The sequence below is a fragment of the Candidatus Sulfurimonas baltica genome, from assembly GCF_015265455.1.
Lineage (GTDB): Bacteria > Campylobacterota > Campylobacteria > Campylobacterales > Sulfurimonadaceae > Sulfurimonas > Sulfurimonas baltica.
Genome location: NZ_CP054492.1, coordinates 278,429 through 294,588, shown reverse-complemented (window position 1 = coordinate 294,588; position 16,160 = coordinate 278,429). Strand labels below are relative to the sequence as shown.

16 protein-coding genes are annotated in these 16,160 nt (G+C 36.1%); 1 reads left to right on the top strand and 15 read right to left on the bottom strand.

The window, feature by feature from the left end; all coding sequences use genetic code 11:
• The first annotated feature begins 69 nt into the window (after positions 1-69).
• Positions 70-918 carry a TIGR00341 family protein gene (locus tag HUE88_RS01430; protein ID WP_229860116.1) on the top strand — a complete coding sequence of 283 codons (849 nt, stop codon included), beginning with the start codon at positions 70-72 and terminating at the stop codon, positions 916-918.
• A 52-nt stretch (positions 919-970) separates the two neighbouring features.
• Here the strand turns inward: HUE88_RS01430 and HUE88_RS01425 are convergent, their stop codons facing one another.
• The 15 genes from HUE88_RS01425 to rpsB all read right to left on the bottom strand — a co-directional run bounded on the left by HUE88_RS01425 (position 971) and on the right by rpsB (position 15,828).
• Positions 971-2,464 (bottom strand): NADH-quinone oxidoreductase subunit N, encoded by a 1,494-nt coding sequence (locus HUE88_RS01425; protein ID WP_194370381.1) that lies wholly within the window; start codon positions 2,462-2,464, stop codon positions 971-973.
• Positions 2,457-3,929: a complex I subunit 4 family protein gene (locus tag HUE88_RS01420; RefSeq protein WP_194370379.1), complete on the bottom strand. Its 1,473-nt coding sequence runs from the start codon at positions 3,927-3,929 to the stop codon at positions 2,457-2,459. The genes HUE88_RS01425 and HUE88_RS01420 overlap by 8 nt, the downstream gene beginning before the upstream one ends.
• Positions 3,926-5,803: an NADH-quinone oxidoreductase subunit L gene (gene nuoL / locus HUE88_RS01415; protein WP_194370377.1), complete on the bottom strand. Its 1,878-nt coding sequence runs from the start codon at positions 5,801-5,803 to the stop codon at positions 3,926-3,928. The genes HUE88_RS01420 and nuoL overlap by 4 nt, the downstream gene beginning before the upstream one ends.
• Positions 5,800-6,102, bottom strand: a complete 303-nt coding sequence (gene nuoK / locus HUE88_RS01410; RefSeq protein ID WP_194370375.1) for an NADH-quinone oxidoreductase subunit NuoK — start codon at positions 6,100-6,102, stop codon at positions 5,800-5,802. Before nuoK ends, nuoL begins: the two co-directional genes overlap by 4 nt.
• Entirely contained in the window at positions 6,102-6,602 is a 501-nt protein-coding gene (locus HUE88_RS01405) for an NADH-quinone oxidoreductase subunit J family protein (RefSeq protein ID WP_229860115.1), read from the bottom strand. The genes nuoK and HUE88_RS01405 overlap by 1 nt, the downstream gene beginning before the upstream one ends.
• Positions 6,592-7,110, bottom strand: coding sequence for a NuoI/complex I 23 kDa subunit family protein (locus tag HUE88_RS01400; RefSeq protein WP_194370373.1), 519 nt, complete (start codon positions 7,108-7,110; stop codon positions 6,592-6,594). The genes HUE88_RS01405 and HUE88_RS01400 overlap by 11 nt, the downstream gene beginning before the upstream one ends.
• The gene (locus tag HUE88_RS01395; RefSeq protein ID WP_194370371.1) at positions 7,100-8,362 is read right to left on the bottom strand and encodes a complex I subunit 1/NuoH family protein; all 1,263 of its coding nucleotides are present in this window, start codon (positions 8,360-8,362) and stop codon (positions 7,100-7,102) included. The genes HUE88_RS01400 and HUE88_RS01395 overlap by 11 nt, the downstream gene beginning before the upstream one ends.
• Positions 8,359-9,702, bottom strand: a complete 1,344-nt coding sequence (locus HUE88_RS01390) for a 2Fe-2S iron-sulfur cluster-binding protein (protein WP_194370369.1) — start codon at positions 9,700-9,702, stop codon at positions 8,359-8,361. Before HUE88_RS01390 ends, HUE88_RS01395 begins: the two co-directional genes overlap by 4 nt.
• On the bottom strand, positions 9,699-10,931 hold the full coding sequence (gene nuoF, locus HUE88_RS01385) for an NADH-quinone oxidoreductase subunit NuoF (protein ID WP_194370367.1): 1,233 nt from the start codon (positions 10,929-10,931) through the stop codon (positions 9,699-9,701). The genes HUE88_RS01390 and nuoF overlap by 4 nt, the downstream gene beginning before the upstream one ends.
• Positions 10,921-11,364 carry a complex I 24 kDa subunit family protein gene (locus HUE88_RS01380; protein WP_194370365.1) on the bottom strand — a complete coding sequence of 148 codons (444 nt, stop codon included), beginning with the start codon at positions 11,362-11,364 and terminating at the stop codon, positions 10,921-10,923. The genes nuoF and HUE88_RS01380 overlap by 11 nt, the downstream gene beginning before the upstream one ends.
• Complete coding sequence (nuoD, locus tag HUE88_RS01375; RefSeq protein ID WP_194370363.1) at positions 11,361-13,010, bottom strand: NADH dehydrogenase (quinone) subunit D; 1,650 nt, start codon at positions 13,008-13,010, stop codon at positions 11,361-11,363. Before nuoD ends, HUE88_RS01380 begins: the two co-directional genes overlap by 4 nt.
• Positions 13,000-13,518 carry an NADH-quinone oxidoreductase subunit B gene (locus tag HUE88_RS01370; RefSeq protein ID WP_194370361.1) on the bottom strand — a complete coding sequence of 173 codons (519 nt, stop codon included), beginning with the start codon at positions 13,516-13,518 and terminating at the stop codon, positions 13,000-13,002. The genes nuoD and HUE88_RS01370 overlap by 11 nt, the downstream gene beginning before the upstream one ends.
• Positions 13,509-13,871, bottom strand: coding sequence for an NADH-quinone oxidoreductase subunit A (gene ndhC / locus HUE88_RS01365; protein ID WP_194370359.1), 363 nt, complete (start codon positions 13,869-13,871; stop codon positions 13,509-13,511). Before ndhC ends, HUE88_RS01370 begins: the two co-directional genes overlap by 10 nt.
• 146 nt (positions 13,872-14,017) lie before the next feature.
• Positions 14,018-15,070, bottom strand: coding sequence for a translation elongation factor Ts (gene tsf, locus HUE88_RS01360; RefSeq protein WP_194370357.1), 1,053 nt, complete (start codon positions 15,068-15,070; stop codon positions 14,018-14,020).
• Between the two features lie 2 nt (positions 15,071-15,072).
• A complete protein-coding gene (gene rpsB, locus HUE88_RS01355; protein WP_194370355.1) occupies positions 15,073-15,828 on the bottom strand; it encodes a 30S ribosomal protein S2 in 756 nt (251 codons plus the stop codon).
• Between the last annotated feature and the right edge of the window lie 332 nt (positions 15,829-16,160).

Genomic DNA, 16,160 nt, shown 5'->3' with positions numbered 1-16,160 from the left:
GATGACTTTAAAGAGTTATTTATAAGTCTAAAAAGCAGCGCAAAACTCTCATATGTATTTTTAACTCTGATGGTTTTAAGTACTCTTCTTGCAACAACTGGACTCTTCGCAAACTCAGCACCTGTAATAATCGGAGCTATGATTTTAGCACCACCTATGGCACCGATTGTGTCTTTGTCTATGGGAGTCATAAGAGCTGAAAAGTCTTTGATGAAAGATAGCGTAAGGACACTTATTTACGGGATTGCAACAGCCCTTACTTTTTCGGCTTTGTTTACATTTTTTATACCGCTACAGCAGATAACACCTGAGATGCAAGGGAGACTAAATCCTAATTTACTAGATTTAATGGTTGCTATATTTTCTGGGATTGCAGGTGCTTATGCAAATGCAAAAGAGGAGATTGCAAAATCTTTGGCCGGCGTAGCAATTGCTGTCGCTTTAGTTCCTCCTCTTAGTGTTACGGGCATTGGAATAGGACTTGGCAATGTTGATGTGATTTACGGCTCTTTTTTACTTTTTATAACAAACCTTGTTGGTATAACTTTAAGTGCGGCTATGACATTTGTTGTGCTTGGTTATGCACCCATAAAAAGAGCACAAAAAGGGATAATTTACACATCTGTCATGATGTTTATTATAGCTATTCCACTTCTAATCTCTTTTATTCATATGGTTGAAAAGAATGATTATTATAAAAAGATTGAAGCCTTCAGATATATGGAGCTGAGTAATACAAAAATAGAGCTCAATATTTTACATATACAGACACAAGACGATTCAGTTTTGATTGACCTTGAGGTACTCTCAACAGATGCGATTACAAATAAAGATTTGCAAGTAATAAAAAATTTAATAGAGGATAAAATAGAGAAAAATGTAGTTTTAAAAGTTACATCTAAAATAATTTTCAAATAACTTTTAAACTAGATTCCGTGTCAAGCACGGAATAATGAATTTATTAACAGATTTATTCCAAGTAAAGGGACTCTATAGCATATTTACTTAATTGGTTTAGTTCATCTATCCCTGGTATGTTAAACAGCAGTGTTGTCCCCACTCCTCCCCATAAAATTATCACACTACAGACAATTATAAAAGAGAATGAGAGCTTATGCCCATAATCTATTTTTTCATGAATACTATCTTCAAAGTACATGTGAACAATTACTTTAAAATAGTAGTAAATAGAGATAAATGCGGTTACTGCACCAAAAATAGCAAATGGCGTGTACCCTGACTCAATAGCTGAAGTAAATATATAAAACTTACCGATAAATCCTATGGTAGATGGAAAACCTGCAAGAGAGAGTAAAAAAACTGTAAGAGATGCCGCAATAATAGGATTGGTCGCAGCTAGTCCGTTCAAGTCATCAAAGTTAATAACTTTTTCGCTTCCTCTGCTGATGTAGCTTAAAACTCCGAATGCTCCTATGGCACTGATGAAATATGCAAAGAGATAAAACAAAATAGCACTTGAAGAGCTAACTGTTCCTGAGCCGGCAGCGGCAAATGCTATTAGTATATATCCGCTATGAACAACTGATGAAGCTGCCAACATTTTTTTAACACTTGTTTGTATAACAGCTAAAATTGAACCGCCAAACATTGTAACAACTGACGCTCCCAAAATTAAAGGAGCATATAAATCACTCAAAGATATATAGCTTCCTAAAAACAGTCTAAGGGCAAAAGCGAAAACTGCAATTTTAAATATACCTGCCATATAAGCTGTTATAGGGAGTGAAGCACCTTCATAAACGTCTATTACCCACGCACCAAAAGGGACTGCTGCTATTTTAAATAAAATTGTAATCATAATAAGCAGACCGCCGGCGATAACTAAAAGCTGTGAATTTAAGTCTGTTCTCAACATGTACTCAGCAATTACCTCCAGATTTGTACTTTTTGCCTGCGCATAGATAAGCATCATTCCTAGCAGATAAAAAGAGGCTGCAAACGAGCCTAAAAGGAGGTATTTAAAAAATGCTTCCGAAGCTTTTAAAGAGTTTCTGTTTAGACCTACTAGGATATAAACAGACATAGAAGCTATTTCAAGGGAGATAAAGGCAGTTAGAAGCTCATTTGACATGCTAAGGACTACCATCCCAAACAGTGAAAAAAGAAGTAGAACAAATGACTCAAAAGTGAAATACGTTGTATTATAAATAAATGACTTTGCTATTGCCAAAGTCAAAAAACCACCAAATAAAAACAACGATATAAACGTAGCGCTGAAAGTATCATAAACTACCATTGAGTTGAAAAGCTCAGGAAGTAAATCTACAGAGTGTTTTTCACTTAAAGCATTAGCTGAAATAAGCAAAGTTACAAAAAGAGTTGCGAGGGTTATATAATAACCTCTAGCTTTTGTATAGTACGAACTAAGCCCAAAAAGCAAAATAAAAATAGCACTAAACAGAAGTAGTGCCGGAACGGCCAATGCAATAAACTCATTAGTCATTATATATCACCCCAATCTTTTGTGAGTAAGACTCAGCCGTAGGCTCAATCTTTTTAATAAAATAGTTCGGAAAAATCCCCATCGCTAAAATAAGCAGCGCCAACGGAACAAGGGCAACAAGCTCATGCAGGCGTAAATCTTTAAAATCTTTTGTCGCCTCACTTAGCTCACCATATAAAACTTTGCTTACAGTTTTAAACATAAACAACATTGCAATTAAAATTGTAGTCGTCGTCAATAATCCTATGTATATATTGTACTTAAACGCTCCTAGGATAATTAAAACCTCAGCAACAAAACCGGCTGTAAAAGGAACGCCAACAATACTAAGAGAAAAAAATACGAATAATAGTGCAAATTTAGGTGCTACTCTGGCTATACCACCAAGATCATCTATTCTATACGCCCTTGTTCTCTCAAACATAATACCAACCATCAAAAAAAGAGCTGCAGATGAGAGAGCGTGAGCTACGATAAGGTACGATGAGCCGATAAGTCCATACACATCATATATAAAAAACCCGACAACAATCAGTGACAAATGCGAGGCTGATGAAAATGCAAACATCCTTTTTATATGCGTTTGAGTCATAGCAGAAAATCCAAAATATATTAGCCCGAAAAGTCCAATACCGATAAAAAACGGTGCCACTGCATGTGATGTTTCATTAAATAAAGTAAATAAAAATCTCCAAATAGCGTAAACACCGAGTTTCGCCATAAGCGCTGACATAACAATAACTATCCCTGTTGGTGCACTTCTGTATGTGTCGCTAAGCCAGGTGTGAAATGGAAAAATCGGAATTTTGATTGCAAATGCGAGCATAAAGCCACTAAATACAAGTAGTGATTCTCTTGTTGAGAGAGTCAATTTTTTAAGTTCATCTAAATCAAAAGAGTATGAACCGAACTGCTCTTTGTATTGAACTGCAATATATAAAATGGCAATTAACATCATAAGTGAGCCAAAGATTGTATACATGTTAAACTTCATCGCTACATAGTTCTTCTTAGCGTAGCCGAAGAGTCCGAGCATAAAGAAGATTGGCAACAACATTAACTCCCAGAATAGGTAAAAGAGCATTAAGTCAAGTGAAAGAACCGCCCCCATAATACCACCTTGAACAAACAGCAGGTTAATCCAATACCCGTTTTTATCCCTAAGTTTATGCAGAGCAAGAGTGACTAGCGGCATTATAATGGCATTCATCATAACTATACCCAGAGAAACTCCATCAACTCCCACATGGTAGTTGATTCCGTACTCTGATATCCAAGGGTGATATTCAATAAACTGCATTGATTTAGCAGGATCAAAATCAATATATAATCCAACTGCCAAATACAAGACACTCAGCGTTACAATCATATATACTGTTTTAACAATTGCAATACTTGGTCGTGTAAAAAATAAAAACAGTGCTGCTATAATGGGTAAAAATATTATTATGCTTAAAGTACTCATATAGCAACCCTTAAAAGAATATATAGATAAACTGTCCCCAGCATTGCCCCTATCATCATATAGAGTGCATAAAAACGGATATTTCCATTTTCTATATAAGAGAAGAATCTTCCTGCTTTTGCATAAAAGAGCGCCATAAAATTAATACTGTTATCAATAAGAATATTACTGATGTTTTTATCTAAAAAGCTTGATATGTAGTAAATAGGTTTAACAATCATAATATTATTTATCTCATCAATATAAAATTTATTTGCAATAATACCCTTGTCATTCTCAAGTTCTATAGCATTTGTATATGCATATTTTTTATATGTATAAAAAATAACCCCTAAAATAAGCAGAGTATTAACTGACATTAAAATATACTCTGTAGAGTGGGCTATAATAAAAACTTTGTCCTCTACATGTAGCCACTTTGAGATGTTTGAATTCCCGCCGAAAACTTCAGGTAAATTAAGCAAACCAGTAACTATAGAGAGAAGTGCTAAAGCAACCATAGGGTAAATCATAGAAGCACTGCTTTTATCTCCTAAAAGTTTACTTTTACTAAAAAAGAGAACAAATATCATTCTAAACATATAAAAAACAGTTAAAAGAGAAGCTGTTAGAGCTATAAACAATATATCTACATGTCCGCTTGCATATAAAGAGCTTATAATTGCATCTTTAGAGAAAAATGCAGATAGTGGTGGAATAGCACTTATGGTAAGCGTACCAATCATCATCATTATAAATATCATCGGCGCACTCTCTCGAATTCCGCGAAGTTCTCTTATGTCTTGCTTGTGGTGAAAGGCAACGATAATAGCTCCAGCACCCATAAACAGTAGTGCTTTGAAAAAAGCATGAGTGAACATATGAAAAAGTGCCGTTGAGTAAGCCCCTACTCCAAGTGCCATAAACATAAAACCTAACTGGCTCATTGTTGAGTATGCAAGAATCTTTTTTATGTCATATTGTCTTATTGCTACAATTGCTGCAAAAAGTGCACTAATAGCTCCTATGTAGGATATAAAGAGAGAGACATCAACTGCTATATTATACACAGGTGCAAAACGGGCAACCATATAAACACCGGCTGTTACCATAGTCGCGGCATGAATCAATGCTGAAACGGGTGTTGGTCCAGCCATCGCATCAGGCAGCCAAACAAAAAGAGGTACTTGAGCAGATTTACCCATAGCTCCCACAAAAAGCAAGAATGCTATAAGAGTCAGCATAGATGGCTCAATTGTAGCAATATTTAAAAAGATAGATTCAAATGTAAATCCTTTACTTCCTATCTCTACAAACAACAACATCAAGGCGCTAAGTAACCCAAAGTCCCCTATTCTGTTTACTATAAAAGCTTTATTGCCTGCATAGGTGTTTTTAATATCTTCAAAATAAAAACCAATCAGAGCGTAAGAGGTGAGTCCTACCCCTTCCCAACCGATGAACATAATAATCGGATTGTCCCCAAGGACTAGCAAAAACATAAAAAATATAAATATATTAAAGTAGGCAAAAAATCTACCATAGCTTTTATCTTTGTCCATATATCCAGTTGCATAAACATGAATTAAAAAACTAACTGGTGCAACAAACAAAACCATAAAAGCGCCAAGTGAATCTGCTCTTAGAGCCACCTCAACAGAGAAATCACCAATATCCAGCCAAGTGAAAAGGTGTGAAGTAAAAAGTTTCTTTTCAAAGTAACTGTAATAACTTATATACAAAGCAATAAAAGCGCTTACACCCGAACCTGCGAGAGCTAAAAATGTATAAACATACTGCTTTACATGTAGAGATGAAATATTAATTATAAAAATCAGAAATGCACTTACAAAAGGTGCTAAAAGCAGAGTGTTTAGTAACATATTATCACTCATTTTTTACTCCCTAACATATCAAACAGGTTTGCATCAAGAGAGGCTCTATTTCTAAAAAGGACAACAAACAAGGACATAAAAAGTGCAGCTTCAGATGCCGCTATAGCGATAATCACAAGAGAGATTACTTGAGCTGAAGAGTCCGCTAAATCTGCGCTAATAGCTATCAAGGAGAGATTCACCGCATTTAGTAGAAGTTCCACCGACATGTACATTACAATAATATTTCGTCTGCTTACAAGACCGACGACTCCTATTGAAAAGAGTATGATTGAGAGTACCATATATGCTTTTAACATCAATCTTCCTTTTTCGACAGAGTTACTGAACCGACAAGGGCAACAAGCAGAAGAATAGATACTAACTCAAAAGGGAGTATCCATTTACTAAAGAGTGTCAATCCAACATCTTTAATTGTTCCAAAATTTTCAGCTGCTATACCGTTTACGGCTATGTCACTTCTCATAATCAAATCTATTAATATGTACGAAAATGGTGCAACTATCAGAGATGTTCCCATTAACCACTTGTTTTTATGTTTCTCATCAGGTAAGTTTGCATCTTTTATATTTAAAAACATTATGATAAAAAGTATCAAAGATAAAATTGCACCTGCGTATATTATTATTTGCACAACAAATAAAAATGTTGCATTGACCAGTGCAAATAGTGCCGCAATACTGACAAGCGTTACAATAAAACTAAGTGCAGAATCAATCGGTCTATGTGCACTTATCATAACTATAGAACTAACTATTGCTACTAGTGCCAGTATTGTAAATATTATCTCATTTTCCAAGACTGTACTCCTCTTTTGATATACCTTTAATGCTCAGAAGTTTTGCTTTATTGTAAATAAAATCTTCTCTGAGTTCACCTATTACCGAGTATATTCCGCTATCCATTCTTATTGCGTCACATGGACAAGCTTCCACGCAGTAGCCGCAAAATACACACTCTAGTAAGTCAATATTAAAAATAGCCGGCATCTTCTCATCAATACCATCTTCTCTAGGGGTCGCTACTATCTCTATACAATTTGCAGGACAAGCGGTTGCACACATAAAGCAGGCAACACAGGCAATTGAGTCATCCTCTTTTCTATGAGTAAGTCTATGCACACCTCTGTAACGAGGGGTGATATCTGTCGGCTTCTCCTCCGGATAACATATTGTAGGTATATTTGATGCATCACTTAAATTTTTTGTAAAATGCTTAAGTGTTGAGCGCATACCCGAAAATATTGCGGGGAGATACAGTTTTTCTTTAAAAGTGTTTCCATGACGCTCTACGACTTTAACTCCCATAATTTACCCCCACCACAACAATAGCTGTTATAAATATATTCACCAAAGATAGAGGAAGCAATATGTTCCACCCTAGTTTTTGAGTTTGATCGTATCTAAAGCGAGGCAGAGTCCATCTAACCCAGATAAATACAAAATGTAAAAAGAAAAGCTTCACCGTAAAGATGGCAAACTGTAAAATCATAACACCGACACTGCTCCCCTCGCTAAACCCAAGAGCGTAATAAGACATTACCACTATTGCAAAAGCTGTAAATCCAATAATTAAAGTTGCATATACTTTTTTCTCATCTAAGCCTGGCATTTCAAATATATTGTGCTTTTTCATCCATTTAAAAAATATTATAGAGGTAACAGCAGCAAAAGCAATTATCAGCCATAAAACCAGCTCAAAATTGTTTATTAGATCATTTGTGTTTAGATATGGAAGCTGATAACCCCCAAGGAAAATAGTAACTATCAATGCACCAGATGCCGCCATAGCAATATACTCAGCAACAAAATAAAGACCAAATTTCATAGCGCCGTACTCGGTATGGTAACCGGCTACAATCTCACTCTCTCCCTCTGCTGCATCAAACGGTGCTCTGTTTGTTTCTGCAAAAGCAGTTATTATAAAAATAATAGTAGCGATAGGTTGAATAACGATTCCCCATGCCGGGATAATAAAAAAGCTTTGTGACTGGTAGGTAACCATCTCATTTAAACTTATTGTTCCATAGGTGATTAGCATTGAGACCAACGATAAACCCATCGCAACTTCATATCCTATAACCTGTGCAGTAGCTCTCATTGAACCTAACATTGCGTACTTATTGTGGCTTGCCCAACCACCTAAAATAATTCCGTATACACCAAGACCAGCAAATGCCAAAAACCAAAGAACACCTAAATCTGTCGGCAATGCCTGCATGTAGTATGTTTTCTCATTAATTGTAATATTATCTGCATACGGGATAACCATAAAAGTTAAAAACGCGCTCATAAAAGCAAGAGAGGGAGCAACCAGATAATAAAACTTATTCTTTATATGAGAAGGTAAAAACTCCTCTTTAAAGACAAGCTTCATCATATCTGCAACTGATTGGATAATCCCGCCTAGTCTAATTCCGTTTATGTGACATCTGTTAGGTCCGAGTCTATCTTGAATCAAAGCGGCGATACGTCTCTCCATCCATACCAAAATAGGGACAGTTGCAAGTGAGAATAAAATAGTCAAAACAAGAGGGAGTAAGATTAAAACCGTATTCATCTTAGCTCCTGTAAAAGTTCTACTAGTCTAGGGTGAACACTTTCGTACTTTGTTGCATAAAAGTCCTGTTTTATCATATCGCAGTTAATTATTGTCCCACTGTCATGGGCAAAATTGGCAATTGCAAAAACAAGCTCATAGTTTGTCTCAATATTTGAAGTTGTAAAATGGACTACTTTTTTATTTTTCAAGACTCTATCTCTGAGAAGTTTATGGTCAAAGTTAATAACTACATGTGACTCTTGTAAAGAGGCATTAAACTCTTCCTCACTGCTGTTTATACCAAGCTCTTTTACCCCTGCAAAGTTTGCACTCATATCGTTAGTTTTTAGCCAATCATCGCCAAAACTCTCATCAATATATGGCAGAGAAAAAAGCTCTACGTTATTATTTCTACAGAACTCTTTTACAGCAGAGAGCTGTTGAAGACTCATAGATGGTGAGACAAGTGCAATTTTTTTATCAACTTTAAGTAGCTCTTTTAAATCTTCTACGTGTGAGACTTCACCAGTAAACTCCTTATTTAACTCTTGGTAACTTAGTCTTCCATAATCACATAAAAAAGATTGGTTTATATCTCTGTTTCTTCTTGAGCGAAAGCGGTGAACCTTCTCAGCTGAATATTTTGTTTCATTATAGTCTATATGAATATTACACCCGCGTGAACAGCCGTGACAAACACTCTTTGTAGAGTCTAAAAACCATACACGCTGTTTAAATCTAAAATTTTTTGATGTCAGTGCTCCAACAGGACATAGCTCTGCAACATTCATAGCATAGTCATTATCTAGTTCATGTCCTGGCGCTACTGCAACTCTAGCATTGTCTCCGCGTCCAATAATCCCAAGCTCACCACTTTTTGTAATATTTGTTGTAAAGCGGATACATCTTGTGCACAAAACACATCTCTCTTGATCAAGGATAACATTGCATCCAAGATCAATTGCTTTGCCTTTTTTTGTTTTAGGCGTACTTAGATGACTCTCATAGAGACCAAAATCCATATAATAGTCTTGAAGTTTACACTCTCCTGCTTGGTCACATATAGGGCAGTCAACCGGATGGTTCAGAAGTTCAAGCTCTAATATAGAGCGCTTAACCTCATTGATTTTTTCGCTGATTGTTGAGACTTCAAGATTCTCTGTTACAAAGGTGTCACATGCAATTTGAGGACGTTTTTGCCCTTTTATCTCAACCATGCACATTCTGCAGTTACCATCAGCACCCAAATCCTGATGGTAACAAAAATGAGGGATTTTAATGTTGTTGTCAAGCAACACATCCATTAATAAATCGCCTTCTGCACACTCTATTGGAATATCATTAACTATGATTTTCATTTTATACACTCCAAAAATTCACTCTCAAAGTGTTTTAAAAAGCCGTCGATTACACCACTGGCTGCCGGTGCAAACACACATATCGTTTTTCCGTTCATAGTTTTACTAACAGACTTTAAAATTTGCAAATCCTCTTTTGTAGCACGTTTTTCTACAAACTTATTCATAATTTTATCAACCCAAGAAGTACCTTCTCTGCAAGGTGTACACTGCCCACATGACTCATGGTGATAAAATCTAAGTAGATTTTTCAGAGCTTTAACCATAGAAGCATCTTCATCTAAAACTATCATGCCTCCAGTACCAAGTGATGAACCAAGACCGCGCAGACTCTCATAATCGAGTCTTGCACTCTCGACCATATCTGCCGGAAGTATTGGAGTTGAAGCACCGCCTGGAATTACAGCTTTTAGCTTTTTGCCGTTTTTTACACCACCGCCAAGTTTTTGTATGTAATCAATCATGCTTACACCAAATTCAGCCTCATAAACACCAGGTCTGTTTACGTTTCCGCTTATTGCAAAAAGGAGAGTTCCTGGAGACTGTTCAGTCCCGTAAGCTCTGTAAGCATCTGCTCCATTTTTTACAATAAAAGGGACTGATGCGATTGTCTCAACATTGTTTACAAGTGTCGGCGAACCAAAATAAAATTCCGGTTCTGGAGATTTTGGCTTTAGTCTTGGATGACCACGTTTTCCTTCAAGAGACTCTAAAAGAGCAGATTTTTCACCGCAGATATATGCCCCTGCACCACGATGAATAGTGATATCAACTCGGTATTTCGCGTTGCTTCCTAAAAAATTTCTCTCATAAGCTTCATCTATTGCACTTTGCGTAATATCGCTAAACTCTTCATACTCACCTCTAACATATATATATGAAGTGTGAGAGCCAATTGCATAACATGTAGCAATAATTCCCTCAATTAACAGATGTGGGTCCAATGAAAGGATGCGTCTGTCTTTAAATGTTCCCGGCTCACTCTCATCAGCGTTTACTACAAGATACTTTGTACCTTCGTAGTCAGATGCCAACTGCCATTTTCCCCCTGCTGGTGCACCACCGCCACCTTTGCCTCGAAGATTACTCTGCTTGATAATATCTATTATCTCTTGGGGCTTTTTTGAAAAAGTTGCCTCTAAAGATGAATAACGCCCATTCTCAAGTGCCACATCAATAGTATGAGAGAGTGGTATTTCAAAATTTTTACTTACTATCTTAGTTTGCATTTAAAACCTCATCAATCATCTGCGGTGTCAAATTTTCTATGTATTTTCCATCAAGTGTACACATTGGAGCACCTGAACATGCACCCATACACTCAACTTCTATAATCTCAAAATTATCACTATAGTTATCATCTAAATGTTTTTTAATATCTTCACTTCCATTTAACTCACATGAGAGTGTTCTGCAAACCTCAACGATTCGCTTCTTGGTTTTTTCAAGCCTAAACATTGAGTAAAAAGTTGCAACACTGTAAATATTCATATATGGCAATTGCACAATTTCAGAAATATGCTCCATTGCATCTTCTCGAATGTATGACTCCTGTTTTTGCGCCAACCATAAGAGGGGAAGTATTAAAGCTCTATTATCAGGATAACGTTTTTTTAAAAGCTCTATTTTTGAACTGTTTTGGATGTTATATGAAAAACTCATCTATCCATCTCTCCTGCAATAATATTTAGACTACCAAGTGTTAAAATAGCATCTGCAAGTTGTGAACCTTCAACCATTTGAGGGTATGCACTCATGGCTGTAAAAGATGGAGCTTTTACTTTTACCTTATATGGCGTTCCGCTACCATCACTAACTATAAAAAAGCCAAGTTCTCCATTGGTTGCTTCGATTGAACCGTAATACTCTTTAGAGGGTACTTTTACACCCTCATAAGTGAGTTTAAACTGATTCATAGCACCCTCAATAGTGGTGTAAACAGCCTCTTTTGACGGCAGAGTTATAGAAGCATCTTTTATATTCACCTCACCATCAGGTAAGTTTTGCATAACTTGATCAATAATCTTAATGCTCTCATCTATCTCTCCAAAGCGAACCATAACTCTGTCATATACATCGCCTACGCTTCCGACTATAACATCAAACTCATACTTCTCATAACCATAATAGGGTGTATCTTTACGCATATCAAATGAGACTCCAGATGCACGTAAATTTGGACCGGTCATAGAAGCATTGATAGCATCTTGCGCATTTATCACACCAACATTTTGTGTTCTGTCATGAAAGATTCTATTGTGCTTTATAAGAGCCAATGTCTCTTGGACACCATACTGGACTTTTTTTATAACCTCTTTTAATTCTTCTTCAAAACCATCATACAAGTCATTTGCCATGCCACCAACTCTCATAAAAGAGTTTGTCAGTCTCGCTCCAGTCAGCTTAGAGAGTAAGTCATAAATATCTTCTCTAGGATTGTACATGTACCAGTAGTTTGTAAGTCCGCCCATATCTACCAAAACAGCTGCTAAACAAACAACATGGTCCTCAATGCGGGAAAGTTCTAAAAGCATTACTCTGATTGCCTGAGCCCGCTCGCTTAGAGTAACACCGAGCATATCTTCAACTGTTTTCACAAAAGCGATGTTATTGCTAATAGCTGAACAGTAGTTAAGTCTGTCTGTATACGGAACTATCTGGTTATAAGTGTGGTTCTCACAACTCTTCTCAAACCCGCGGTGCAGATAACCAATCTCTGATACTGCTGCTTCAATAGTCTCTCCATCAAGAGCAACATAAGTTCTAATTGTTCCATGACTAGCTGGGTGAGATGGTCCAAGGTTTAGAAACATTAAATCTTTGTTACAATCACTAAAGGAACCATCTTCTAATGAGCAGACAACCTCTTTACTAAGTAGTCTATTGTTCATCTCATCAATTAAATCATCTACCTCATAAAGAAGCTGACCCTTAGTTATAGGGTAGGATTTTCTTAGGGGATGCCCAACAAACTCTTTATGATTTAGAACTCGTCTAAGGTTTGGATGGTTGATAAATTTAATGCCGTACTGATCATAAACTTCTCTTTCAAGCCAGTTTGCACCACTAAAAATATCTGTAATTGTATCTATCTCAAGAGTTGGCAAATATGTTTTAATAACTACATGTAGCTTAAAATCTTTATGGCGAATAATATAAACTACTGCATAATCTTCATCATGAGAGTCTATATGTTCAGTGTAATCTATCGCCGTAATGTCTAATAGATAATTAAAACCCTCTTTATATCTGTTGTATATAACAGAGTGAAGCTCTGAAGGTGCAACAGTTATGTATTCATGACTCATCAAGCAAACCTTTAAAATCTTTATGTCTGTCAGGATTGTATTTATTGGTTCTCAAATCTTTTTGTATGCAAAGAAGTGCATCAAGAAGAGCTTCAGGTCTTGGAGGACAGCCACCAACATACATATCTACCGGGATAATCTCGTCAATTCCCTGCAAAGTACAGTAGTTGTCATAAAAACCGCCACTACATGCACATGCTCCCATACTTACAACCCATTTTGGCTCACTCATTTGGTCATAAATCTGTTTAAGTATCGGGGCTTGCTTATATGTAATAGTCCCTGCAACTATCATCAGATCAGCCTGTCGCGGTGAAAAACGCACAACCTCTGCACCAAAACGGGAGATATCATACTTGCTAGCAGCTACACTCATAAACTCAATTGCGCAACATGCAGTTCCAAAAATCATAGGCCATAGTGACGACTCTCTTGCCCAGCCAATAGCCTCATCCAACTTTGTTACTATAACAGTGTCGCTTGGAAGATTTGGATTATTTAACTCCATCTCAAAGCACCTTTTTTATAGATGTAAATAAGTCCGGCAAGAAGTAGAGCCATAAATGTAAACATCTCAAAAAGACCTAAAAGACCAGTCTCTCTCAATGTTACAGCCCATGGAAACATAAAGAGTATCTCCACATCAAAAATCACAAATATAATGGCAACAAGATAATACTTTATATTGAATCTCTCAAAACTATCTTTATATGTTTTTTTGATTCCACTCTCATACGTTTGATTGATTGAATTACCTTGCTTAGATTTTTCACCAATATAACGGCTTAAATGAAACAAGAAAGGTATAGCAACAGTTAAAGTTAATATTACGGCTAATGGTAGATAAAAATTATAATTCATATTTTAAGACCTTTTAGTATGAGGAATTATAAACTAAAAAAACTTATTTATTGCCTTGATTTGAAAAAGAATTGATATGAGTAATTTAAGTATGAATATCTAGAAGTATGTAAATTTAGTAGTAGTTAAACGGGTAAGGAAAATCCTTAACCCATTTGCGCAGCAACTTCTGCAGCGAAGTCGCCAACAACTTTCTCAATTCCTTCACCTACTTCAAGGCGAACAAATTCAGTAATAGTTGCAGTACCACCAAGTGCAGCAGCAGCAGCTTCAACAGCTTGTGCAACTGTTTTGCTGTCATCTAGAACATAAGTTTGATCTAGAAGAGCTTGCTCTTTGTCTAAAGTCGTGTTATCATCGATAAAACGAGCTAAAGAGCCAGGAACAATTCTATCCCAGATTTGTTCTGGTTTTCCTTGAGCCTTTAATGTCTCTTTTATATCAGCTTCAGCTTGAGCCAAAACTTCTTTAGTCAATTGACTCATAGAAATGTACTGAGGTACATTTTTAAGAGGTTTTTTAAGACGAGATAGTTCTTCGTTCTCTTTTTTGATAACTTCGATTCTACCTACAGTCTCAGATGCAACATACTCAGCATCAAAATCTTTATAAGATAGTGTAGTTGGTTTCATCGCAGATGCATGCATAGCAACTTGCTTAAGCATAGCTCTCATACCCTCTGCAGTTTTTTCACTATCACACTTAGCTGATACTATAACAGCTATACGGTTGTTCGAGTGAATATAACCGTTAAGCGCCGTAGTTGCATCAGCTGTAAGTGTAGTAAAACGGCGAACTTCTATCTTCTCACCGATTTTACTAACAGCAGCTGTAAAAGTTTCTCCAAAAGAAGAAGCCATTAATGCAGCAACATCAGCAGGTTGATTATTGTAAATCTCTTCTGTTGTAGTTTTAACTAGATTTTGAAAACCTTCATTTTGAGCAACGAAGTCAGTTTCAGAGTTAATTTCAACTACAGTAGCTTTTGAAAAATCATCAGCAATTTTATAGCCAGTAAGACCCTCAGCAGCAACTCTGTCTGCTTTTTTAGCTACTTTAGCGATACCACGTTCTTTTAAAAGCTCAGTTGCTTTTGCCATGTCTCCATCAGCTTCAACTAAAACTTTTTTACAATCCATCATTGGCGCGTCAGTTGCTGAACGCAACTCTCTTACCATTGCTGCTGTAATATCTGCCATAATTATACTTCCTCTGTTGCTACTGGAGCTTCTTCAGTTTCAGCTACTTCTTCAGTTTGCTCTTCTTCAACTGGCGCATCTCTAAGAGCTTTACCTTCGTTGATTGCTTCAGTCATTTCACGACAAAAAAGTTGAATTGAACGAATTGCATCATCATTACCAGGAATTCCATAAGTGATTAAATCCGGGTCACAGTTAGTGTCAAGTGGAGCAACAACTGGAATACCTAAACAACGAGCTTCTAAAACAGCAATATGCTCTTTAACCGCATCAAGAACAAAAAGCATATCTGGAAGTTTTTTCATACCACGGATACCACCGAAATATGACTCTAACTTCTCTTTTTGACGAGAAAGCATTAAAGCTTCTTTTTTAGTTAAAAGATCAATTTGACCATTTTCTTGCATCTCTGAAATAATGTCAAGTTTACGGATAGATTTTTGAATAGTTGGGAAGTTAGTAAGCATACCACCTAACCATCTGTTATCAACATACGGCATACCACAAGCGATTGCTGCATCTCTTACAGAGTTACGAGCTTGTTTTTTAGTACCAACAAATAAAACTGTTTTACCTTCAGCTGCTACATCAACAACGATTTGGTAAGTGTTACGGAAATAACGAAGAGTTTTTTGTAAATCTATAATATAGATATTTTTACGTACACCAAAAATATACTTTTTCATTTTTGGATTCCAACGACGAGTTTGGTGTCCGAAGTGTACACCACATTCTAATAGGTCTTTCATAGTTACCATTTAAGGTCCTTTAAGAGCTCTTTTGAGCTAGAGTTTTATCAGTTAGCTTTGGCAATATCGGGTAATACTCATCTAATAAAACGAGTTACACTGACTTTTGATACATACCTGTTAATGTTTCTTTAGCTACATGTAGTAAAGAAAATCCGCGAATTATACTCAAAATATATTTAAGTTTTGCTTTTATATTGTTTTATCAATTTTAAGTAACAGCATATGTCGCATATTAGTATTTACCTATATAAATAGCACTATTTAAAATAAAATTTATATAATCTTGGTATAGTTATGCATAAATTATAAAAAACAGTTATATTACTGACTATGTTTTT